The organism is Amycolatopsis japonica, assembly GCF_000732925.1.
Lineage (GTDB): Bacteria > Actinomycetota > Actinomycetes > Mycobacteriales > Pseudonocardiaceae > Amycolatopsis > Amycolatopsis japonica.
Genome location: NZ_CP008953.1, coordinates 2036356 through 2058722 on the forward strand (window position 1 = coordinate 2036356; position 22367 = coordinate 2058722).

18 protein-coding genes and 1 pseudogene are annotated in these 22367 nt (G+C 68.6%); 12 read left to right on the forward strand and 7 right to left on the reverse strand.

Going from position 1 to position 22367, the window contains the following annotated elements; translation table 11 throughout:
* The first annotated feature begins 1 nt into the window (after position 1).
* Positions 2-1459 carry an MFS transporter gene (locus AJAP_RS09975; protein WP_037342345.1) on the forward strand — a complete coding sequence of 486 codons (1458 nt, stop codon included), beginning with the start codon at positions 2-4 and terminating at the stop codon, positions 1457-1459.
* Positions 1460-1511: 52 nt separating this feature from the next.
* Here AJAP_RS09975 and AJAP_RS09980 read toward each other — a convergent pair.
* Positions 1512-2761, reverse strand: a pseudogene (locus AJAP_RS09980) (cytochrome P450).
* 48 nt (positions 2762-2809) lie between these two features.
* Here AJAP_RS09980 and AJAP_RS09985 point away from each other — a divergent pair.
* Positions 2810-3538, forward strand: coding sequence for an alpha/beta fold hydrolase (locus AJAP_RS09985; protein WP_038509937.1), 729 nt, complete (start codon positions 2810-2812; stop codon positions 3536-3538).
* Between the two features lie 54 nt (positions 3539-3592).
* Here the strand turns inward: AJAP_RS09985 and pdxR are convergent, their stop codons facing one another.
* The 3 genes from pdxR to AJAP_RS10000 form a co-directional block, all read right to left on the reverse strand.
* A complete protein-coding gene (gene pdxR / locus AJAP_RS09990) occupies positions 3593-5029 on the reverse strand; it encodes a MocR-like pyridoxine biosynthesis transcription factor PdxR (protein ID WP_038509940.1) in 1437 nt (478 codons plus the stop codon).
* Between the two features lie 12 nt (positions 5030-5041).
* On the reverse strand, positions 5042-8650 hold the full coding sequence (gene metH, locus AJAP_RS09995) for a methionine synthase (protein ID WP_038509943.1): 3609 nt from the start codon (positions 8648-8650) through the stop codon (positions 5042-5044).
* Between the two features lie 143 nt (positions 8651-8793).
* Complete coding sequence (locus AJAP_RS10000) at positions 8794-9882, reverse strand: acyltransferase family protein (protein WP_038509945.1); 1089 nt, start codon at positions 9880-9882, stop codon at positions 8794-8796.
* 562 nt (positions 9883-10444) lie between these two features.
* Here AJAP_RS10000 and AJAP_RS10005 point away from each other — a divergent pair.
* Both AJAP_RS10005 and AJAP_RS10010 read left to right on the forward strand, forming a co-directional pair.
* The gene (locus tag AJAP_RS10005) at positions 10445-10729 is read left to right on the forward strand and encodes a hypothetical protein (RefSeq protein ID WP_148311487.1); all 285 of its coding nucleotides are present in this window, start codon (positions 10445-10447) and stop codon (positions 10727-10729) included.
* Entirely contained in the window at positions 10726-11019 is a 294-nt protein-coding gene (locus tag AJAP_RS10010) for a hypothetical protein (RefSeq protein WP_051972397.1), read from the forward strand. The genes AJAP_RS10005 and AJAP_RS10010 overlap by 4 nt, the downstream gene beginning before the upstream one ends.
* A gap of 42 nt (positions 11020-11061) precedes the next feature.
* On the opposite strand, the gene AJAP_RS10015 is transcribed toward AJAP_RS10010, so the two are convergent.
* On the reverse strand, positions 11062-11739 hold the full coding sequence (locus AJAP_RS10015) for a peptidylprolyl isomerase (RefSeq protein ID WP_038509949.1): 678 nt from the start codon (positions 11737-11739) through the stop codon (positions 11062-11064).
* A gap of 124 nt (positions 11740-11863) precedes the next feature.
* Here AJAP_RS10015 and AJAP_RS10020 point away from each other — a divergent pair, with 124 nt between their 5' ends.
* Positions 11864-12466: a hypothetical protein gene (locus AJAP_RS10020; RefSeq protein ID WP_038509951.1), complete on the forward strand. Its 603-nt coding sequence runs from the start codon at positions 11864-11866 to the stop codon at positions 12464-12466.
* A 12-nt stretch (positions 12467-12478) separates the two neighbouring features.
* Here the strand turns inward: AJAP_RS10020 and AJAP_RS10025 are convergent, their stop codons facing one another.
* A complete protein-coding gene (locus AJAP_RS10025) occupies positions 12479-12748 on the reverse strand; it encodes a DUF2631 domain-containing protein (RefSeq protein WP_037342353.1) in 270 nt (89 codons plus the stop codon).
* A gap of 95 nt (positions 12749-12843) precedes the next feature.
* Here AJAP_RS10025 and dxr point away from each other — a divergent pair, with 95 nt between their 5' ends.
* The 6 genes from dxr (at position 12844) to map (ending at position 20294) form a co-directional block, all read left to right on the forward strand.
* The gene (gene dxr / locus AJAP_RS10030) at positions 12844-14049 is read left to right on the forward strand and encodes a 1-deoxy-D-xylulose-5-phosphate reductoisomerase (RefSeq protein WP_038509954.1); all 1206 of its coding nucleotides are present in this window, start codon (positions 12844-12846) and stop codon (positions 14047-14049) included.
* Positions 14050-14052: 3 nt separating this feature from the next.
* Positions 14053-15279, forward strand: coding sequence for a M50 family metallopeptidase (locus AJAP_RS10035; RefSeq protein ID WP_038509956.1), 1227 nt, complete (start codon positions 14053-14055; stop codon positions 15277-15279).
* A gap of 118 nt (positions 15280-15397) precedes the next feature.
* Positions 15398-16549, forward strand: a complete 1152-nt coding sequence (gene ispG, locus AJAP_RS10040; protein WP_073849032.1) for a flavodoxin-dependent (E)-4-hydroxy-3-methylbut-2-enyl-diphosphate synthase — start codon at positions 15398-15400, stop codon at positions 16547-16549.
* Positions 16550-16703: 154 nt separating this feature from the next.
* Positions 16704-17558, forward strand: a complete 855-nt coding sequence (locus AJAP_RS10045; protein WP_038509958.1) for a GNAT family N-acetyltransferase — start codon at positions 16704-16706, stop codon at positions 17556-17558.
* A gap of 49 nt (positions 17559-17607) precedes the next feature.
* Positions 17608-19413, forward strand: coding sequence for a penicillin-binding transpeptidase domain-containing protein (locus tag AJAP_RS10050; protein WP_038509960.1), 1806 nt, complete (start codon positions 17608-17610; stop codon positions 19411-19413).
* A 23-nt stretch (positions 19414-19436) separates the two neighbouring features.
* A complete protein-coding gene (map, locus tag AJAP_RS10055; protein WP_038509962.1) occupies positions 19437-20294 on the forward strand; it encodes a type I methionyl aminopeptidase in 858 nt (285 codons plus the stop codon).
* A 78-nt stretch (positions 20295-20372) separates the two neighbouring features.
* Here map and AJAP_RS10060 read toward each other — a convergent pair whose 3' ends face one another.
* Positions 20373-21062 carry a FadR/GntR family transcriptional regulator gene (locus tag AJAP_RS10060; protein WP_038509965.1) on the reverse strand — a complete coding sequence of 230 codons (690 nt, stop codon included), beginning with the start codon at positions 21060-21062 and terminating at the stop codon, positions 20373-20375.
* Positions 21063-21110: 48 nt separating this feature from the next.
* On the opposite strand from AJAP_RS10060, the gene AJAP_RS10065 reads away from it, so the two are divergent.
* Positions 21111-22358, forward strand: a complete 1248-nt coding sequence (locus AJAP_RS10065; RefSeq protein WP_051972398.1) for a CynX/NimT family MFS transporter — start codon at positions 21111-21113, stop codon at positions 22356-22358.
* Positions 22359-22367: the final 9 nt, after the last annotated feature.

The window sequence follows — 22367 nt, forward strand, 5'->3', positions numbered from 1 at the left end:
CATGAGTTCTTCCGTGCAGCTGTCCACCAGCTCGACAAGGTGGGACGCGCGCCTCTGGGGTGTCCTGCTCACTGTGTCCGTTGTCGTCGGCCTCGACGCGCTCGACGTGTCGATGGTCGCCGTCGCCCTCCCGTCCATCCAGGCCGACATCGGCCTCTCCACCGGCGCCCTGCAGTGGATCATCAGTGCCTACGTGCTCGGCTACGGCGGCCTGCTGCTCCTCGGCGGCCGCACCGCCGACCTGCTCGGCAGGCGCCGGGTCTTCCTCGTCGCCGTCGCGGTCTTCGCGCTCGCTTCCCTGCTCGGCGGTCTCGTCGACGACGGCGCGCTGCTGATCGCCACCCGCTTCATCAAGGGGCTGGCCGCCGCGTTCACCGCACCGGCCGCGTTGTCCATCATCACCACGACCTTCCACGAAGGTCCCGCCCGCAACCGGGCGATCAGCATCTTCGCCGTGTTCGGTGCCAGCGGTTACTCCGCGGGCCTCGTCTTCTCCGGTCTGCTCACCGAGGTGGGCTGGCGCTGGACGTTCCTGCTGCCGGTGCCGATCGCGATCGCCGCACTGGTCGCCGCGATCAAGCTGATCCCGTCCTACGAGCCGCAGACGGGCGGCGGCTACGACTTCCCCGGCGCGATCACCGGTGCCGCCGGTTCGCTCCTGCTGGTCTTCGCCGTGGTCGAAGCGCCGGAGATCGGCTGGGCCGCGCCTCGGACGCTGATCTCGTTCGCCCTCGCGCTCGCCCTGCTCGCCACCTTCGTGTTCATCGAGAAGCGCAGCAAGCACCCGCTGCTCCGGCTCGGCATCCTGCGTTCGGGTCCGCTGGCCCGCGCCAACCTCGGTGGCGCGACGTTCTTCGGCGCCTACATCGGTTTCCAGTTCGTGGTGATGCTGTACCTGCAGAACGTGCTGCACTGGTCCGCGCTGCAGACCGCGCTCGGATTCCTGCCCGCCGCGCTGATCGTGGCCTTCGGTTCGCCTCGGATCGAGCCGCTGATCGACCGGCTCGGCACGCCGCGCACGATCCTCGCCGGTGTCGTCGCTCACGTCATCGGGTACGCGCTGTTCCTGCGGATCGACGAGAGTTCCAGCTACGCCGGCTCGGTGCTGCCGAGCATGATCCTGCTGGGCATCGGCTTCATGCTGGCGTTCTCGTCGCTGAACATCCAGGCGACCAACGGCATCTCCGACGACGAGCAGGGGCTCGCCGGCGGACTGCTGAACACGTCGATCCAGGTCGGCGGCGCGATCGGGCTCGCCGTGGTGACCGCGGTCCTGACCGGCAACTCCGGCGGGGCCACCGGCCCGGCGGCGCTGCTGAACGGTCTGGCGCCCGCGCTGACCGTCGTCACCGGCATCGCCGTGATCAGTGTCCTGGTGGCGCTGTCCGGAGTCGTCGGCCTGCGCAAGGCCGAAGCCCGCTCCGCCATCGCCGAGCCGGAGTACGCCGCGGCCGAATGATCAGGGGGTGAGGTGCCCCTTCCCGCGCTCGGGGGCGGGAAGGGGCCCTTCGCTACCAGCGGATCGGCAAGGATTTCAGCCCGTTCTGGAAGTTCGACCGCAACCGCACCGGTTCACCGGCGAGTTCGGCCTCGCCGAGCAGATCAAGGACCGCTTCGAACATCGCGCGCAGCTGCACCCGCGCCAGCTGGGCGCCGAGGCAGAAATGCGGACCGTGCCCGAAGGTCAGGTGATCGTTGGGAGTGCGGCCGATGTCGAAGCGATCCGGGTCCGCGAAGACGGCCTCGTCGCGATTCGCGGCGGAGAACCAGACGACCACTTCTCGCCCGCGCGGATGTCCACATCGGACAGAACGACGTCCTCGGTCGCGGTCCGGCGGAAGTGCATGACCGGCGTCCAGAAACGCAACATCTCTTCCACCGCACCGGGAAGCAGCGAACGGTCGGCCAGCAGCCGCCGGTACTGATCCGGATGCGACAGCAACGACAACATCCCACCGGGGATGCCGTTGCGCAGTGTTTCGTTGCCTGCCACGGAAAACAGCCAGAACAGGTTCTCGAACTCCGCGATGGACACCCGGCCGCCGTCTTCCACGTGCCCCATCAGATTGCTCATCACGTCTTCGCCGGGATGCCGGCGTTTGTACTCGCCGAGCGCGGTGGCGTACGCGTAGAGATCCGGCATCCCGGCCCGCGTGCGCGGATCGGGCATCGCGCCGTCCGGTCCCGGAACCGGCCGCACCGCCAGCGCCGCCCGCGCGAGATCGGTGACGTCACCCGCGTCGACCGTCGCGCTCACCGCGTAATCGGCGTCCTGGTAGCCGATCACGCGATTGCTCCAGTCGTACATCAGCCGCCGGTCCTGTTCGGGGATCCCGAAGACCTCGGCGAGCGTCAGCAACGGGAGATCGGCGGCGAGAGTGGCGAAATCGCACTCGCCGTCGTCCCGGACCCCGGCGATCAGCTCCCTGGCCCAGCCCTGGATCCGCTCGGTCAGCCTGCCGACCGCGCGCGGCGTGAACGCCTTCGTGAGCAGGCCACGCAGCCGGGCGTGCTCGGGCGGGTCCATGTTGAGCATCATCCGCTGGACGTAACCGAGATCCTGCTCGGTCGCCGGATCCCGGATCTGTGTCCCGCCGAGGTGCGACGAGAACTGCTTCGGGTTCTTCAGCACGTGCTTGACGTCCGAATGCCGCAGCACGGCCCAGAAATCGTCCACGCGCACGACCGGTGACTCCCGGCGCAGCGCCGCGAGGTGCTCGTACGGCACGCCCCGCGTGTACACGTCCGGATCGGTGATCACGGCGTCGACACTAGCCCGCGCACCGGGGACTGAGGAAAGATCCGTCCGGTGGACAAGCTGAAGATGCGCACCGCCGGAACCGAAGGCCCCGCAGTGCTCCTGTTGCACGGTCTCGGCGCGACGGGCGCGGTCTGGGACGGCCTGATGCTGCAACCCGGCTACCGCTGGCTGGCGCCCGACCTGCCAGGGCACGGGGCCTCACCGCACTCGGCGCACTACTCGTTCGGCGGGTTGGCGGCGGCGGTCGCCGAGGTGCTCCCGGAACGTGGTCCGCTGCTGGTGATCGGCCACTCCCTGGGCGGAGTGGTCGGGCTCGCGCTGGCCAGCGGGTGGTTCGGGCTCCAGGTCGACGGGTTGCTCGCGGTGGGCGTCAAGGTCGACTGGAGCGAGTCCGACCTCGCGAAGGCCGCCGACATGGCGGCGAAACCGCCCAGGGTGTTCCCGGCCCGCGAGGACGCCGAACGAGCGTTCCTCAAGATCGCCGGCTTGACCGGCCTCGCCGAAGCGGACCCCGACGGCATCGTCGAAACCGAAGGCGGCTGGCGGTTGGCCCTGGATCCCCGCGCGTTCGCCGTCGGCGCTCCCGACATGCCCGGACTGCTCGGCGCGGCGCGCTGCCCGGTCGCCCTCGCCGCCGGCGAGCACGACCCCATGAGCCGGCCCGAACAGCTTCGCGCGCTCAGCGAGGCTTCCGTGGAACTTCCCGGGCTGGGCCACAACGCCCACGTCGAAGACCCGGCCGTGCTCCTGGCCTTCCTCGGGCAATTCGTCCTCTGAATGCGGTAGTTCGCCGTCGAACCACCGCATTCAGAGGACGAAACGCGGGGGTGGCTAGCGTCGAAGGCGGCCGAGGGTCGCGATGCCCTCGGCGATGTCGCTCGCCGGGCTCGCCCCGTACCCGAGGACGAGGCCGGGATTCATCGGCCGCTGACAGTGCCACGACAGCGGCTGCACCTTCACCCCTTGCTCCAGCGCGGAGGCGGCGAAGTCGAGATCGGAGAACTCGCCGTCGAAGGTGATCGTCAGATGCAGCCCGGCGGCTGCGCCGTGCACCACGGCGTCCGGGAGATGCGTCCGGAGCGCGTCGATCATCGCGTCCCGGCGGCGGCGATGCCGCTTGCGCACGAACCGCAGCTGCCGTTCCATCTCGCCGGATTCCATCAGATGCGCCAGCACCAGCTGCGGGAGGACGGCGTTGCCGAGGTCGGCGAACCGTTTGGCCGCGACCACCTCGTCCCGGTATCGCGGCGGCACCAGCATCCAACCGACCCGGAGCGCGGGCGCGAGCCACTTCGACACGCTGCCCGCGTAACAGACCTGCTCGGCGAGCATCGAGCGCAGCGCGGGGACCGGCGGGCGGTCGTAGCGGTGCTCGGCGTCGTAGTCGTCCTCGATGATCAGCCCGCCGTCCGCGGCCCAGCGCATGAGTTCGCGACGGCGTTCCCCGCCGAGCACGACACCGGTCGGGAACTGGTGCGCGGGCGTGAGCAGCACGGCGGGCGCGCCGCTGCGGACGAGTTCGTCGACGTCGATCCCGTCTTCGTCGACCCGGATCGGCGGTGTCGCGAGCCGCCGGTCGTGCAGATGCTGCCGCGCGCCCAGTGAACTCGGATCCTCGATGGCGATCTCGGACATCCCATTGTCGCGCAGCACCTGCGCCAGCAAACCGAGACCCTGTGCGACACCGGCGACGATCAGCACGTCGTCGGCGTCGGCGGTGATGCCCCGGGTGCGGGCGATCCAGTGCGCGATGGCCAGCCGCAACGCGGGCGCGCCCCGCGGGTCGCCGTAGCCGAAGGCCGCCGCAGAGAGGTCGTTGAGCACGGTGCGTTCCGCGCGTAACCAGGCGGTTCGCGGGAACGCCGTCAGATCCGGCACGCCGGGGGACAGGTCGATCCGCGCCGGGGTCGACCGCAGCGAGTCGAAGACGCCGATCCCGGGAGCGGGCTGGAAGATCGTGCCCGCGGCCGGGGGACCGGGTGCCGTCTGCTCTTTCGTCCTCGCCGGTGCCGCGACGACCACTGTGCCCGCGCGGCCGCGTCCGGCGACGTGGCCGTCTTCGACCAGCCGTTGGTAGGCCTCGGTGACCACGCCGCGGGAGACCCGCAGGTCCGCGGCCAGCGCCCTGGTCGCGGGCAGCCTGCTGCCGACCGGCAGGCGGCCGTCGGAGATGGCGTGCCGCAACCGCGACGCCAGCCAGTCCGACCGGCGCCCCGGCGGTGCGTCCCCGATGTCCAGCTGCAGGAAGTCCGAGCCCTCGGCAGTCACGCGGTCATTGTGTCATTCGGGATCGTAGGCGAGGTTCGGGCGGAGCCACTGCTCCACAGTGGACAGTTCGAGGCCGCGACGGACCGCGTAGTCCTCGACCTGGTCCTTGCCCAGCCGCCCGACGGTGAAGTACCGCGAAGCGGGGTGGGCGAAGATCAGCCCGCTGACGCTCGCCGCCGGCGTCATCGCGAACGACTCCGTCAAGGCCATGCCGAAACTGCCCGCGTCGAGCAGGTCGAACAGCTCCTGCTTCTCGCTGTGGTCCGGGCTCGCCGGGTAACCCAGCGCCGGGCGGATGCCGCGGAACTTCTCGGCGTGCAGGTCTTCCAGCTTCGGATCGGCGTCCGGTTCGAACCAGTCCCGCCGCGCCTGGAGGTGCAGGTGCTCGGCGAACGCCTCGGCGAGCCGGTCCGCGAGCGCCTTCACCATGATGGCGCGATAGTCGTCCTGCTTCGCCTCGAACTCGGCCGCGAACTCCTCGGCGCCGAGGATGGTGACCGCGAACCCGCCGAGGTGATCGCCCGCGCCCGCCGGGGCGATGTAGTCGGACAGGCAGCGGTTCGGCCGCTCCAGCGGTTTCTTGGTCTGCTGGCGCAGCATCGGGAACTTGAGGCCCGACTCGAGGATGATGTCGTCGCCCTCGGAGTGCGCCGGCCAGAACGCGTACGCGCCCTTGGCCTGGAACCGCTCCTCCGCGATGATCTGGTCCAGCAGGGTGTTCGCGTCGTCGAACAGCTCGCGCGCCACCGGGTTGTCCAGGATCGCCGGGTACTTGCCCTTCAGCTCCCAGGCCAGGAACAGGAAGGTCCAGTCGATCATCTCGCGCAGCTCGGTGAGCGACGGCGAGACGTACCGGACGCCGGTGAACGCGGGCGTCGGGATGTCGTCGAAGGAGACCTTCTCCGGGTTGGCCCTGGCCTGCTCGACCGTCAGCAACGGCGTGCGCTGCTTGTTCGCGTGCTGCACACGCAGCTCTTCCTGATCCTCGCGGTTCTTCTTGTCGAGGATTTCGGCGCGATCCGCGTCGAGAAGGTCGCCGACGACGCCGACGACGCGGGAGGCGTCGAGGACGTGCACGGTCGTGTGTTCGTACGCGGGCGCGATGCGGACCGCGGTGTGCTGGCGCGACGTGGTCGCACCGCCGATCAGCAACGGCAGTTTCAGCCCGCGCCGCTCCATTTCGGCGGCGACGTTGACCATTTCGTCCAGCGACGGCGTGATCAGGCCGGAAAGCCCGATGGCGTCGGCGCCCTCGGACACGGCCGTGTCGAGGATGACCGAAGCCGGGACCATCACACCGAGGTCGATCACCTCGTAGTTGTTGCAGCCGAGGACGACGCCGACGATGTTCTTGCCGATGTCGTGCACGTCGCCCTTGACCGTCGCCAGTACGACCTTTCCGTTGCCCTGGCGGGTTTCGACGCGGCCTTCGAGGCGCGCCTTCTCCTTCTCGGCCTCCATGAACGGTTCGAGGTAGGCCACCGATCGCTTCATCACGCGCGCGCTCTTGACCACCTGCGGCAGGAACATCTTCCCGGAGCCGAACAGGTCGCCGACGATCTTCATGCCGTCCATCAGAGGGCCTTCGATGACCTCGAGCGGCCTCGGCAGCTTCTGCCGCGCTTCCTCGGTGTCCTCTTCGATGTAGTCGACGATGCCGTGCACCAGCGCGTGGCTGAGACGCGCCTCGACCGTGTTCTCACGCCAGGAGAGGTCGACCGTGCGCTGGGTTCCCTTGCCACTGACCGTTTCCGCGAACGTGACCAGCCTGTCGGTGGCGTCCTCGCGGCGGTCGAAGAGCACGTCCTCGACCAGTTCCAGCAGATCCTTGGGGATGTCCTCGTAGACCGCGAGCTGCCCGGCGTTGACGATGCCCATGTCCAGCCCCGCGCGCACGGCGTGCAGCAGGAAGGCCGAGTGCATCGCCTCGCGCACGACGTTGTTGCCGCGGAAGGAGAACGAGAGGTTCGAGATACCGCCGCTGATGTGCACGCCGGGACAGCGTTCCTTGATCCGCGGCAGCGCGTCGATGAACGCCTTGGCGTATCCGTTGTGCTCGGAGATACCGGTGGCGACCGCGAGCACGTTCGGGTCGAAGATGATGTCCTCGGCGACGAAACCGGCCTGCTGGGTGAGCAGGTCGAAGGCGCGGGCGCAGATCTCGACCTTGCGGTCGGCGGTGTCGGCCTGGCCCTGCTCGTCGAAGGCCATCACGACCACGCCGGCGCCGTAGTCACGGATGCGGCGGGCCTGCTGGAGGAACTGCTCCTCGCCCTCCTTGAGGCTGATGGAGTTGACGACCCCCTTGCCCTGCACGCATTTCAGCCCGGCCTCGAGGACCGTCCAGCGCGAGCTGTCGATCATGATCGGCAGCCGGGCGACCTCGGGTTCGGTGGCGATGAGGTTCAGGAACGTGGTCATCGCCTTTTCGCTGTCGAGCAGGTCGGCGTCCATGTTGACGTCCAGCAGGTTCGCCCCGCCGCGGACCTGCTCCAGCGCGACGTCGACGGCGGCCTGGTGGTCGTCGGCCTCGATCAGCTTGCGGAACTTGGCGGATCCGGTGACGTTGGTCCGCTCGCCGATCATGACGAACCCGGTGTCCTTGCCGATCTCGAACGGCTCGAGCCCGCTGAACCGGGTGTGCGCCTTCGGATCCGGGACGGTCCGCGGCGTCATCCCCCGGACGGCGTCGGCGATCTCCTTGATGTGCGCGGGGGTCGTGCCGCAGCAGCCGCCGACGACGTTGACCATCCCGGCCGTGGCGAAGTCGCCGAGCAGCCCGCCGGTCTCCTCGGGCGTCTGGTCGTATCCGCCGAACGCGTTCGGCAGGCCGGCGTTGGGGTGACAGGCCGTGTACGTGCCCGCGAGGCGGGACAGTTCGGCGATGTGCGGGCGCATCTCCTCGGCGCCCAGCGAACAGTTGACGCCGACGAGCAGTGGATCCGCGTGCTCGATGGAGCTCCAGAAGGCCTCGACCGTCTGCCCGGACAGCGTCCGGCCGCTCAGGTCGACGATCGTCACCGAGATCCACAGCGGTAGATGCGGTGCGACGTCACGGGCCGCGGCGATCGCGGCCTTGCAGTTGAGGGTGTCGAAGATCGTCTCGATGAGCAGCAGGTCGACGCCGCCCTCGGCGAGCGCCTTGATCTGGTCGGCGTACGCGGCGTACACCTCGTCGAAGGTCACCGCGCGGAACGCCGGGTCCTCGACCTTGGGCGAAAGCGACAACGTGACGTTCAGCGGTCCGACCGACCCTGCGACGAACTTCCCGCCAGCCGCGTCCGCCGCTTCGCGCGCGATCTGGGCGCCGCGGAGGTTCATCTCGTACGCGAGATGCTCGAGCCCGTAATCCGCCTGGCCGATGGTGGTGGCGGTGAACGTGTTCGTGGTCGTGATGTCCGCGCCGGCGTCCAGATACTGGCGGTGGATGTCGAGGACGACGTCCGGCCGGGTGATGTTCAGCAGGTCGGGGTCGCCGGTGATGTCACGAGGGTGATCCTGGAACCGCTCGGTGCGGTAGTCCTCTGGCTTGAGGCCGGCGTTCTGGAGCATCGACCCCCACGCGCCGTCGAGCACCACGATGCGCTCGTTCAGCAGCTTTCGCAGGGCGGTCGTTTCCATCCAGCGCTCCTCCCATGTCGTGGGAGGCGCCCTTGCGGTGAAGTCCGGGGCCGAGCGTGGCGGACCCCGCGGTCCGTTGCAGCGCCTCTCGACCTTGGCGACCAGACTACCGGACCCGCACAAGGGCGCTTCGCCTGAATTGCTCAGCCGCTGGCCAGGGCGGGTTCGGCTTCCCGGATCGTGGGACGGGGCGGCGCGGGCCTGCGCCGGGCGACCAGTTTGCGGCCGACGTCGATCATCGGCACCTCGACCCAGCGGTAGAGGACGTCGGAGATGACGAGGGCGACGACGGTCACGGCGAGCGCGGTCAGCGTCCGGTGGGTGCTCAGCTGGGGAATCGACAGCGCGACCACGGTCGCCGCCACCCCTTGCAGGAGGTAGACGGAATACGACCGCTCGCCGATGAACCGCATCGGAGGGGTGGAGAAGAGCCAGGCGATCGGGCCGCGCGGGATCAGCGACGTGACGAACAGCGCGACCAACACCGCGTACGTGGTGCCACCGATCGTGCCGCCGTCTTGGAAGAAGGCTTCGATGTCGGTGATGTGGATCTGGAGCACGACGAGCGTCGCGAGCAGGACGAAGCAGGCGATGGGATGGGTGAAGACGCGGAGGACCGCGAAGCCCTTGCGGTAGTGGAGGCCGATGGCGAGCGCGCAACCGATGATGATCGGCGAGTAAGCGCCGGCGTAGGGCATCACCGGGATCAGGGCGATCATGAGCGCGATCAGGCCGATCGCCAGGCCCAGCCGCTTCGGGAAGCTCAGCGCCGCGATGCCGAAGGCCAGGAACGGCCAGACGAGGTAGAACTTCTGCTCGACACCCAGCGTCCACGACTGACCGAAAGGTGCGTTGTGGGCGAATTCGTTGGTGAACGTCAGGAAGTACGGCATCGCTCCGGAAAGACCGCTGGACGTGTACTGGCCGCGCAGATAGGTGAACACCACGATGATGCCCAGAACCGCGAAATACACGGGAAGAATGCGAAACGCGCGACGGATATAGAAGTTCGCGAGCGAGATCCTGCCGTTTCGGTCTTCTTCACGCAGTGCGAGCGTGGTGATCAGGAAGCCGGAAAGCACGAAGAAGAGATGGACGCCGATCCAGCCGTTGGCCATGGCCCACGACGGTCCTCCGTAGTGGAACACCACCACGAGGAGCGCGGCGATCGCGCGCAGCCCGTCGAGGGCCGGGAATCTCTTCGTGGACAGGTACTGCTCGTGCGTCATCATGCTTGCCCCCAGGAACGTCACCGGTAGTCGGGCTCGATGCGGATGCGTCACTCTAAAGGGTGAAATGCTGGTTCCTGTGAGGGGGCTGTGTGTTTTCTGTGCGTAGTAAAGACTGTTACAGCGTGTTTCGTTATTTGGCAACGGTCGACCATCAACAATGGTGACCTCTTTTCTTGAAAGCGGATCACCATCTTAATGATCAAGTGTCGTTGCCGGATATCGGCAACGATGGTTTCGTGCATCCGGCGAGACATGTGGTCGCGGGACTGCTCGGTGCTCTGCCCACGCGACTCGCCGGGGTCGTCGAAGGGCGGATTGTCGTTTTCGGATCGGATGGAGGAGGGTCGATGTTCGCCTTGCGTGCGGTCTGTGGACCTGTCCACCGATTGCGGGGCGGACCTTTCCTCGACGGGGCCTACGAAGTCGATCAACAGGGACGACTTCGACTCGTTCGCCCGTGACGTCGGAGAAAGGTAGTGATGCGTTCGATCGAGCTGCGCTCGGCCGACAACCACTCCGTATGGTGGTTCCACGGCAGCAGCACCCGAAAGTACGGATGGTCATGGCAGCAGTGATCAGGCTCGGTGTCGAAAGTATCGAGCAAGGGCCTCGGGGGAAGACCGTATGCGTTGTCCGGTGTCTCGGTGAGCAGGTCTCGGTCGGCGACTTTCTCTCCACCGCGGTCTTCGAGGATGGCACGTCGACGAAGGTCGATCTGCGCATCGTCATGATCCTGCGTTACGAACGGCCGGTCGGGCTGCTGGACTCGCCGCACAGCGCGAAGATCGAACTGGCGGGCGTGGATGGGCTCGAAGGAGTCCGGGAACTCCGAGGCTGTCCGCAGTGAAACGGAATTCCCGGCGAACCAGCTGGATTTCGACGCTGATTTCCGTCATTGACGGAGGTTCGGACCGGATCGATCACCATCCGTGTCCGCGTTGCGAGAAGAACCGGTTGGAAGTCAGGTATCTCGGCTATCCGGAGAGTCGTCTCGCCACGGTCCATCTCTGGTGCAATGCGTGTCTGCACGGCATTCAGATCTCGCGTGCCCGCGCTCCGGAAGGGATGACGCTGTACCCGATCAAGGATCCGGCGTCGGCCGACGGGATTCCCGACTTCGTCCGGCATCAGCCCTGAGCGTGCTCGCCGAATTCTGCGGGTTGAGATCCCTACCCTTGATCAGAACCCGACGGTCGCCTTCTGGATCTTCACCGGCTTCGCGGGCAGTCCATCGGCAGGACCGTTCGGATCCGTCGGGATGATCCCGTTCGCCACGATCCGGTCCAGCACCTCCATGCCCCGCACGACCTTGCCCATCACCGAGTAGTTCTTCGGGATGTTCGCGAACGAGTGCACGATGAAGAACTCGCTGCCGTTGGTGCCGGGGCCCTGGTTGCCCATGGCGATGGTGCCGCGTTCGTAGGTCTCGGTGCCGTCGACCTCGTCCGGGAACTTGTAGCCCGGCCCGCCCTTTTCGGCTTCGTAGATGTCGCCGCACTGCAGGACGCCGAGGCGCGACGAGTTGGTCAGGCGCCAGCACTGGCTGCGGTCGTAGAAGCGCTGCAGGGCCAGGCTCGCCAGGTTGTGGACGGCGCACGGGGCGGCGCCGGCGCGGTTCAGGCGCACGGTCACCGGGCCGTAGTTGAAGCGGAACGTGACGTCGACGGTGCCGCGGGTCAGGGCGAAGGGGAGCGGACGCAGGACCGGGCGGGCCGCGGGGTTTTCGGGCGTCGGCGTGAATTCGCAGCGCACGATCGGCAGGGACGCCGAAGACACGGGCGCGGCGGTGGCGACGCCGGGCAGGAACACGGCGGCGAGAGCGGAAACGACAGCGGTGACACCCCAGCGCAGCTTCATGAGGGGGAACCTAACCCAAAAGGATGGTCGTCGGGTAGCCGTTCACGCGGGGGTGCCGTCCGGGTGGTCGTGAGTGGCGATTCGGGTTAGAACACGAATCGCCACTCACGACCAACGGAGCCGCATGTTCACCGCCGCGTACCTCGCCTTCTCTCTCGTCCTGCTCCCTCCCACCGAGATCCGGCCCGACCAGGTCGAACACATCGCCCTGCCGTGCGTCCAGGCGGGCACGTCCGCCGACGACACCGACTCCGCCCAAAGCCTCAACCAGCAGCTCGCCACCAAGATGCGCGGCTACATGAACCCGTACAACACCTCGTGCGCCAGAGTGATCGTCGAGACCGTGCAGAGATCGGGGCTCAACGATCGCGCCGCGGCCATCGCGATCGCCACGGTGATCGTCGAGTCGAGTATCGCCAACCTCGACGGCGGCCTCGGTGACTCGGTCGGGCTCTTCCAGCAGCGCGCGAGCTGGGGATCCTTCGAACAGCGGACCGACCCGGTGTGGGCGACCGGCCGGTTCCTCGCCGTGATGCGGCAGTTCTTCCCGAACGACTCGTGGAACAACGTCGCCATCGGGGACGTCGCCGCGGCGGTCCAGCGGCCGGCGGCGAAGTACCGGCATCGCTACGGGGTCGAGGCGGACGACGCGGTCAAGATCGTCAACGAGCTGTGGGCCCAGAACGGCGAATGGCCCCTGCCCACAAAGGTGGACAGGGGCCATTGAGCCGTGAAGGAGCTACTTGCGCCAGGCCGTGCGCTGCTTGCGGATGTCGAGCACCAGCCCGAACATCATCAGCAGCGACAGGCCGATCAGCCACAGGTTCTCGGTCCAGCCGTGGTGGTTGCCGTACAGCATCACCAGCAGGATGATCGCGCTCAGCCAGCCCGCGATCCGCGTCGCCTTCGGGAAGGAACCGTGCCAGCCCCACTCGGCCGACGGCTCGTCGCGCGGGTCGACGGTGTCGACGCCCACCCGGCCGCGCTTTTCGACCGCTTTGCTCGCCACGATCAACTCCTCAAAACCCGATGGTTCGCTTGCCCGCGAATGATCCCACACCTGGCTGCACGCGCCCGACGGGCCCCAAGCGACAATGAGCCCCGATGACTACCTCGCGAAGTGTGCTCGTGCTCGGTTCGACCGGATCGGTCGGCGCCCAGGCCCTCGACGTCGCGGCCCGCAACCCGGAGCTGTTCCGGGTCGCCGGGATCGCCGCGGGCGGCTCCGACCCCGCCGCGCTGGCCGCCCAGGCCCTGGCGCACCAGGTCGACGCCGTCGCCATCAGCAGGCCGACGGCCGTCGAAGACCTGCAGCTCGCGCTGTACGCCGAGGCGCAGAAGCGCGGCTACTCCAGCGGCGACTTCAAACTCCCGCGCATCTTCGCCGGGGCCGACGCGGTCGTCGAGATGATCGACGCCACCCCCGTCGACGTCGTGCTCAACGCGCTCCCCGGTTCCCAGGGGCTCCCGCCGACCCTGCGCGCGCTCGCCACCGGCGCCACGCTCGCGCTGGCCAACAAGGAGTCGCTGATCGCGGGCGGGCCGCTCGTGCTGGCCGCGGCCAAGCCCGGCCAGCTCGTCCCGGTGGATTCCGAGCACTCCGCGATCGCGCAGGCCCTGCGCGCCGGTCGCGAGTCCGAGGTCGCCCGGCTGGTGCTCACCGCCTCGGGCGGTCCGTTCCGCGGGCGCAAGCGCGAGGAACTGGCCGACGTCACGGTCGAGCAGGCGATGGCGCATCCGACCTGGTCGATGGGCCCGCTCATCACGATCAACTCGTCCACTTTGGTCAACAAGGGCCTGGAGCTGATCGAGGCGAAGCTCTTGTTCGACATCGAGACCGACCGCATCGACGTGGTCGTCCACCCGCAGTCGATCATCCACTCGATGGTGACCTTCGTGGACGGCTCGACGATCGCCCAGGCCAGCCCGCCCGACATGCGGCTGCCGATCGCGCTGGCACTGCACTGGCCGGATCGCGTACCCGGCGCCGCGGCCGCGTGCGTCTGGGACAAGCCCGCGAGCTGGACTTTCGAGCCGCTGGACAACGAGGCGTTCCCGGCCGTCGAGCTCGCGAGGCACGCCGGAACCGTGGGCGGTTGCGTCCCGGCGGTCTACAACGCGGCGAACGAGGAGCTGGTGGCCGCTTTCCTGGCACAGAACACCGGCTTCACCTCGATTGTGGACACTATTGCCCAGGTGGTGGAAGCCGCCGACGAATGGCGTCGCGAACCTCGCGACGTGGATGACGTACTAGCTGCCGAGCGCTGGGCTCGCGCGCGTGCCGGTGCGCTGATCGGTAAGGGGAAGTAGCGCGTGGTCTTCATTCTCGGGATCGTGCTGTTCGCGCTGGGCATCTGCCTGTCCGTCGCACTGCACGAGGCCGGTCACATGTGGGCGGCCAAAGCCTTCGGCATGAAGGTCCGGCGCTACTTCGTCGGCTTCGGGCCGACGGTCTTCTCCTTCCGCCGCGGTGAGACCGAGTACGGCCTCAAGTGGATCCCGCTCGGCGGGTTCTGCGACATCGCGGGCATGACCGCGCTCGACGAGGTCACCCCGGATGAGTCGAAGCGCGCGATGTGGCGCTTCAAGACCTGGAAGCGCACCGTCGTCATGTCGGCGGGCTCGGCGATGCACTTCATCCTCGGTTTCGTCATCCTCTACCTGATGGCCGTCACCATGGGCCTGCCGAACCCGGAAGCGGCGAACGCACCTACCGAGCCGGTGATCAGCGCCACGGCCTGCGCCCGTTCTGCCACCACCCTGGAGCAGCTCAACGACACGACCTGCCCGGCTGGCGCGCCGACCCCGGCGAAGACCGCCGGGATCCAATCCGGCGACAAGATCGTGTCGGTCGCCGGCAAGCCGACGCCGACCTGGACCGACGTGCTCGCGGCCGTCCAGGTCGCCGGTGGCCCGACGCCGTTCGTGGTCGAGCGTGGCGGGCAGCGGGTGAACTTGACCGTTGACGTGCCGCGGGTGCAGCGCCTGCTTTCCGACAAGACCACGGTCAAGGAAGTCGGCATGATCGGCGCTTCGCCGGTCCCGAAGACACTGGTGGCGACCTACGGCCCGGTCGACGCGGTCGGGGCGACGCTCGACTTCACCGGCACGATGTTCGCGGAGACCGGCAAGCGGCTGATCGAGTTCCCGTCGCGGATCCCCGCGGTGGTGGATTCCATCTTCGGCGGCGAGCGCGACCCGAACACCCCGGTCAGCGTCGTCGGCGCCAGCCGGATCGGTGGCGAGGCGGCCGAGCGTGGCCTGTGGGAGATCTTCGTGCTCCTGCTGGCGAGCCTGAACTTCTTCATCGGCGTGTTCAACCTGCTGCCGCTGCTCCCGCTCGACGGCGGGCATATCGCGGTCGTCTGGTACGAGCGGGTCCGCGACTGGATCCGGAAACTGCGCGGCAAGGCGGCGGGCGGACCGGTCGACTACACGAAGCTGTCCGCGGTCACGATGGTGCTCGTCTTCATCGGCGGCGCGGTGACTCTGCTCACCGTCACCGCCGACATCGTGAACCCGGTCAAGCTGTTTCAGTGACGCGGGGGGACGGCGACGGAGCGCGCTGTCAGCATCATTGGGCTGCCCAGGTAATGCTGCTCACCGTGACGGCTGACGTCGTGGATGTCCGCCGATCGGGGTAGGTACGCTTGACGGCGTGACTGTCGCTCTTGGTATGCCAGCGCTTCCTCCTCCCGTCCTCTCCGAGCGTCGCAAGACCCGACAGCTGCAGGTCGGGCCGGTGGGCGTCGGCAGCGAGCACCCGATTTCGGTGCAGTCGATGACCACCACGCTCACTTCCGACGTCAACGCGACGCTGCAGCAGATCGCCGAGCTCACCGCTGCGGGCTGTGACATCGTGCGCGTCGCGTGCCCGTCCGCGGACGACGCCGAAGCGCTGCCCGCGATCGCGAAGAAGTCGCAGATCCCGGTGATCGCCGACATCCACTTCCAGCCGAAGTACGTCTTCGCCGCGATCGAGGCGGGCTGCGCTGCGGTCCGGGTGAACCCGGGCAACATCCGCAAGTTCGACGACCAGGTCAAGGAGATCGCGAAGGCCGCGAAGGATCACGGCACCCCCATCCGGATCGGCGTCAACGCGGGTTCGCTGGACAAGCGGATCATGGACAAGTACGGCAAGGCGACCCCGGAGGCGCTGGCCGAGTCGGCGCTGTGGGAGGCGTCGCTGTTCGCCGAGCACGACTTCTACGACGTGAAGATCTCCGTGAAGCACAACGACCCGGTGGTCATGGTGCGCGCGTACGAGATCCTCGCCGAGCAGTGCGACTATCCGCTGCACCTCGGGGTGACCGAGGCGGGCCCGGCGTTCCAGGGCACCATCAAGTCGGCCGTCGCGTTCGGGGCGCTGCTGCGGCAGGGCATCGGCGACACCATCCGCGTCTCGCTGTCGGCGCCGCCGGTGGAAGAGGTCAAGGTCGGGATCCAGATCCTGCAGTCGCTGAACCTCAAGGAGCGCAAGCTCGAGATCGTCTCGTGCCCCTCGTGCGGCCGTGCGCAGGTGGACGTCTACACGCTCGCCGAGCAGGTCACCGCCGGCCTGGAGGGCATGGAGGTCCCGCTGCGCGTCGCGGTCATGGGCTGCGTCGTGAACGGTCCCGGCGAAGCGCGCGAGGCCGACCTCGGTGTCGCGTCGGGTAACGGCAAGGGCCAGATCTTCGTGAAGGGCGAGGTCATCAAGACCGTGCCGGAGCACGCCATCGTCGAGACGCTGATCGAAGAGGCAATGCGGATCGCCGAGGAGTCGGGCCAGACGATCGGTGAGGGAGAGCCCACCGTCACCGTCGGCTGACTGGTCGAGACCACGCTAGGAACGGTCCTTTCCTCGCAAATTTTGCGAGGAAAGGACCGTTCCTAGCACTCGGTGGCCCCGACCTGCCGAAGTTCTCTCAGCGTGTCGTGAAGCTCGCGTTCCGTTTACGCCGCTCATCTGGCACCCTGGAGTGGTGTTGCGGCTTGCAGGTGCACGGCTGCTCGATGATCGGGACTATCCCGCGGTCCGTGCCGCGCTCGCCACAGACCCGGTCGGCAGCTGCATGGTCAGTGCCAGGGTGGAGACCGCGGGTCTCGACCCCTGGCGGCTCGGTGGCGAGCTCTGGGCCGCGGATTCCCGTCCGGTGCGCGCGGGCAGGCTCCAAGGGCTGTGCTTCTCCGGGCCGAATCTGATCCCGTTGCGCGGCAACGCCTCCGCTCTGCGTTCCTTCGCCGATCGTGCTCTGCGCCGCCAGCGGAGCTGCTCGTCGCTCGTCGGCCCGGCCGAGCAGGTACTGGGGCTGTGGGACGAACTCGAGCCGGAATGGGGCCCCGCCAGGGAAGTCCGACACGACCAGCCGTTGATGGCGCTCGACGGGATCCCGTCCGTCGCCGCCGATCCGCTGGTCCGCGCGGTGCGCCCGGAGGAACTCGACCGGTACCTCCCGGCCGCGATCGCCATGTTCGTCGAGGAGGTCGGCGTCGACCCCCGCAACGGTGACGGTGGCGCCGGATATCGCGCCCGCGTCGCGGAGCTGATCGCCGGCGGCCGCGCGTTCGCGCGCTTCGAAGACGGCGAGGTCGTCTTCAAGGCCGAGATCGGCGCGATGTCCTCCACGGTCGGCCAGATCCAGGGGGTCTGGGTGCATCCGGAACGCCGCGGCGGCGGTCTCGGCACCGCCGGGACGGCGTCCGTGGTGACCAGGCTCGTCCGCGGGATGGGCCGCACGGCCAGCCTGTACGTCAACGCCTACAACAGCCCCGCGCTCGCCGCCTACCGCAAGATCGGCTTCCAGCAGGTCGGGCAGTACGCGACGGTTCTGTTCTAGATCGGCGTTGCGCCAGGGTGGACAGTGCCCGGACTGGCAGGATCCGGGCATGCAAGCAGGTCGTCGTCTCGCCGTCGTCGTGCTCGCGGGGGTGGTGGGCCTCTCGGCCGCCGGGTGCGGGCTCTTCGCCGATTCCGGGCCGGAAGACGCGATCACGGGTTTCCTCGACGGGCTCGCCTCCGGTGACGTCGCCGCCGCTGCCTTCTTCACCGATTCGCCGGACGCCGCGCGGTCTTCGGTGGAGATGACGCGGAAGGCGCTTTCCCCGGAGTCGATCAAGGTCGCGGCCGACGAGGTCCGGCACTCGTCCGGCGCGGACAACGCGACGGCGACCTATCGGCTCACCTGGAACCTCCCGCGCGGCCGGGTCTGGACGTACAAGGCCGACGCGCAGCTCCATTCCACCCAGGACGGCTGGAAGGTGCGCTGGCTGCCGACCGTCCTGCACCCGCAGCTGGCCGCGCAGCAGAGCATCGCGCTGAAGGCGGATCCGCCGGCTCTCGCACCGGTGCTGGACCGCGACGGGACGCCGTTGCTGCGCCCGCAGACAGTCGTCAGCGTCGTGCTCGACCCGGCGAAGGCGGGCGACCTGGTGGCCGTCACCGACAAACTCGGCGCGGCGCTCAACCGGTTCGAGGCGTCGGTGACCGGGCAGTCGATCCGCGACGGCGTGAAGACGCTCAAACCCGGCTCCGGGTATCCGGTGGTGAGCCTGCGGGCGAACAGCTACCAAGAGGTGAAGCCCGAGATCTACGACCTGCCCGGGGTCCGGTTCAGCCAGCAGGAAAGGCTGCTGCCGGACGACAAGAACTTCGGCAAGCAGGTGCTGCCCGCGGTCCGGTCGCTCGTCGAGGATCAGGTGGAGGGCTCGGCGGGCTGGCGCGTCGTCACCCTCGACACGGGCGGCGGCGAGATCGTCGACCTGCACTCCGAACACCCCAAACCGGCCCCCGCGGTCGTCAGCACGCTCAGCGTGAAGGCGCAGGGTTCGGCGGAACGGGCGCTCGCCCCGGTCCCGACGGCGTCCGCGCTCGTCGCGATCCAGCCGTCGACCGGCGAACTGCTCGCGGTGGCGCAGAACGCCCCGGCGGATCCGCAGGGCGCGATCGCGCTCACCGGCCGCTTCCCGCCGGGCTCCACGTTCAAGATGGCCACCGCCGTCGCGGCGCTGTCCGCGGGCTCGGTGCGGGCGGACAGCCCGGTGGATTGCCCGGGCACGGCCACCTTCGAGAACCGGACGGTGCCGAACGAGGGCAAGTTCGCCCTCGGTGTCGTCCCGCTCTCCACCGCGTTCGCCAAGTCCTGCAACACGACGTTCGCGAAGCTCTCGACCGACCTGCCTCCCGCCGCGCTGACCGACGCCGCGCGCGACCTCGGCGTCGGCGCCGACTTCGTGATCCCCGGCCTGACGACGATCACCGGTTCGTCGCCGCCGGCGAACACCGTCGCGCAGCGGGCGGAGAACGGGTTCGGTCAGGGGACCGTCGTGGCGAGCCCGTTCGGGCTGGCGGTCGCCACCGCGACGGTCCAGTCGGGGAAGGTCCCGCTGCCGACGCTGGTGCGGGGGATGGCCACCACGTCGTCCGGGCTCGGCAAACCGATCAAGCCGGAGGTGCTCGACGCGCTGCGCGGGATGATGCGCGAGGTCGTCACCGACGGCACGGCGACACTGCTCAAGCCGTTGCCGGACGTCCGGGGCAAGACCGGGACGGCGCAGTTCGGCGACGGCACGCACGCGCACGGCTGGTTCGTCGGCTACACCGGGGACCTGGCCTTCGCGGTGCTGACGACCGACGCGGGGACGTCCAGGCCCGCGGTCGAGGCCGCGCAGCGCTTCCTGGCGGGGCTCGGTTAGCCGCCAGGTCGTAGGCTGGACCCATGTCCGTTCGCTCCCCCTTGAAGCCCGGCGTCCAGACGCCGAGGCGAGTCGTCCCCGCCAGCATCGCCCGTCCCGAGTACGTCGACCGGCCGGCGCCGAAACGCGACACGGGCAACGGGGTCCGCACGCCCGAGGTGATCGAGGCGATGCGGGTCGCGAGCCGGATCGCGGCGCAGGCGCTGGAGGAGGGCGGCAAGGCCGTCAAGCCCGGTGCGACCACCGACGACATCGACAAGGTGATCCACGAGTTCCTGCTGGACAACCACGCGTACCCGTCGACACTCGGCTACCGCGCGTTCCCGAAGTCGTGCTGCACCTCGCTCAACGAGGTGATCTGCCACGGCATCCCGGATTCGACGGTGATCGAGGACGGCGACATCTGCAACATCGACGTCACCGCGTTCATCGGCGGCGTCCACGGCGACACCAACGCGACGTTCCTGGCGGGCGACGTCTCGGAGGAGGCGCGGCTGCTGGTCGAGCGCACGCGCGAGGCGACCATGCGCGCCATCAAGGCCGTCCGCCCCGGCAGGCAGCTCAACGTCATCGGCCGCGTCATCGAGGCGTACGCGAAGCGGTTCGGCTACGGGGTCGTGCGCGACTTCACCGGCCACGGTGTCGGTCCGGCGTTCCACACCGCGCCGACCGTCCTGCACTACGAGGAGCCGTCCGTCGAGACGGTGATCGAGCAGGGCATGACCTTCACGATCGAGCCGATGATCACCCTCGGCACCATCGACTACGACATCTGGGCCGACGACTGGACCGTCACCACCAAGGACAAGAAGTGGACGGCCCAGTTCGAGCACACCCTCGTGGTGACCGAGGACGGCGCGGAGATCCTCACGCTGCCGTAGGCGGGCTGAAGGGGCCCTTCACCGCATGCGATGCGGTGAAGGGCCCCTTTGCTGCGTCCTATGCGGGGAAAGTCCCCTTCAGCTCTCGTCCTGCTCCACCCTGGCCAGGAGTTCGTCCAGGAAACCGCACGCCTCGCTGGCGGCACGGTCGGCGTCGCGGTCGGCGATGGCCTCGGCGAGGCCTTCATGCCCTATCTCCGGCAGATACTCGCGCCCCGGCGTCACGTTCGACGTGGCGGCCACGCTGGCCGTGATCACTTCGGTGAGCCCGCGGTACATCTCGGTCAGCAGGGTGTTATGTCCACTTTGGACGACCGCGAAGTGGAATTCCGCGTCGAGGCGGGCGAAGTCCTCCCAATGGCCGTCGCGCAGTTCGGCGTTGCGGCGTTCGAGCAGGGACCGCAGCTCGACGACCTCCTCCTCGGTCCGCGACACGGCCGCGAGCCGGGCGCCCTCGACCTCGAGGATGCGCCGCACCTGCAGCACCTCGCGCAGTTCGGAACCGCAGAGCCGCCGGATGGCGCCCGAGACCTCGCTCGTCGCCCGCACGTAGGTTCCGTCGCCCTGGCGGACCTCGAGCAGCCCCGTGTGCGCGAGCGCGCGAACGGCCTCGCGGACGGTGTTGCGTCCGACGCCGAGTTGCCCGGCCAGCTCAGGTTCCGTCGGAATCCGCTGACCGATGGGCCATTCTCCCTGCGTGACGGCGTCACGCAGCTGCTCGATGACCTGATCGACCAGGCCGGCACGGCGCGTGGTGGCCAATGGCACAGCGTTGTCCCTTCATCCAATCATCCTATGTATGTGATACTAGCCGACGTGCGTGTCGACTCTCGAGAATCCGTGGCCCCGTTCGACGAAAGCCTTGAACTCGAAGGCTCGATCGAAACGGAGTGGCGGCCGGGAGTGATCACCGGCGGCGTTCTGCTCGGTGTCGCGGTGATCCTGGTGGCCCTCAATCTGCGGCCAGCGATCACCAGTATCGGCCCCATGCTCGGCGAAATGCGCGACGACCTCGGCGCCACGGCGACCTGGGCCGGCGTGCTCACCACGCTCCCCGGCCTCTGTTTCGCCGCCGCCGGACTCGCCGCGCCGCTGCTGGCCCGCCGGTTCGGCATCGGCGCGGCCATCGCGTCCGCGCTTTCGGTGCTGGCCGTCGGCCTGGTGCTGCGCGTGATCGACGGACCGTACGTCGTGCTTGGGGGAACCCTGGTCGCCACGGCGGGAATCGCCTTGGCGAACGTACTGATCCCGGTCGTCATCAGGGACTCCTTCCCGGCACGTGTCGGCATGATGACCGGCGTGTACACCGCCGCTCTGCAGGGCGGGGGCGCCCTGGGGTCCGCGCTCACCCCTCCCTTGGAGAACGCGTTCGGCGGCTGGCGCCAAGGTCTCGGCGCCTGGTCGGTCTTGGCGGTGCTCGCACTCCTCGTCTGGATTCTCGCAGCCCGCGGTGCGGGACGTGCGCCCGTTGCCGAGGCAGGCAAGCAGGGTAGCGGGCGATCGCTCCTGCGTAGCCCCCTTGCGTGGATGGTCACGCTTTTCTTCGGCACTCAGGCCTTTTTGGCCTACGTCGTGATGGGCTGGCTGCCGGAGGTGATGATCGACGCGGGGGTGAGCAAGGGTGATTCCGGGCTGCTGCTCGGGTTGATCTCGCTCATCGCCGTCCCGATCAGTCTCGTGGTGGCGCCGATGGCGGCCCGGCACAAGAGCCAGAGCCCGTGGATCGTCGGGCTGGGCGTTCCCGGCTTCGTCGGCATGGTCGGCATGATGGTCGCGCCCGCCGCTTCGCCGCTGCTCTGGTGCCTCCTCATCGGGCTCGGGATGAGCGTCTTCTCGCTCGCGCTGACGGTGATCGCGCTGCGGGCTCGCACCGGCGAGGACACCGCGCGGCTGTCGGGGATGGCGCAGGGCATCGGCTACCTGATGGCGGCCGTCGGGCCGTTCCTCTTCGGGCTGCTTCACGACCTCACCCACGGCTGGACCGTCCCCTGGATCATGATGCTCGTGGTCTTCGCCGCTCAGATGACCTTCGGTGCCTTCGCCGGTCGTCGCCGCTTCGTCTGAACGCGTTCA

What these genes read in the sequence shown, in the direction of transcription:
- AJAP_RS09975 (WP_037342345.1), top strand. Translation starts at nt 2, where the DNA reads ATGAGTTCTTCCGTGCAGCTGTCCACCAGCTCGACAAGGTGGGACGCG.
- metH (WP_038509943.1), bottom strand. Translation starts at nt 8,650, where the DNA reads ATGGAAACGACCGCCCTGCGAAAGCTGCTGAACGAGCGCATCGTGGTG.
- AJAP_RS10000 (WP_038509945.1), bottom strand. Translation starts at nt 9,882, where the DNA reads ATGATGACGCACGAGCAGTACCTGTCCACGAAGAGATTCCCGGCCCTC.
- AJAP_RS10005 (WP_148311487.1), top strand. Translation starts at nt 10,445, where the DNA reads ATGGCAGCAGTGATCAGGCTCGGTGTCGAAAGTATCGAGCAAGGGCCT.
- AJAP_RS10015 (WP_038509949.1), bottom strand. Translation starts at nt 11,739, where the DNA reads ATGAAGCTGCGCTGGGGTGTCACCGCTGTCGTTTCCGCTCTCGCCGCC.
- AJAP_RS10020 (WP_038509951.1), top strand. Translation starts at nt 11,864, where the DNA reads ATGTTCACCGCCGCGTACCTCGCCTTCTCTCTCGTCCTGCTCCCTCCC.
- dxr (WP_038509954.1), top strand. Translation starts at nt 12,844, where the DNA reads ATGACTACCTCGCGAAGTGTGCTCGTGCTCGGTTCGACCGGATCGGTC.
- AJAP_RS10050 (WP_038509960.1), top strand. Translation starts at nt 17,608, where the DNA reads ATGCAAGCAGGTCGTCGTCTCGCCGTCGTCGTGCTCGCGGGGGTGGTG.
- map (WP_038509962.1), top strand. Translation starts at nt 19,437, where the DNA reads ATGTCCGTTCGCTCCCCCTTGAAGCCCGGCGTCCAGACGCCGAGGCGA.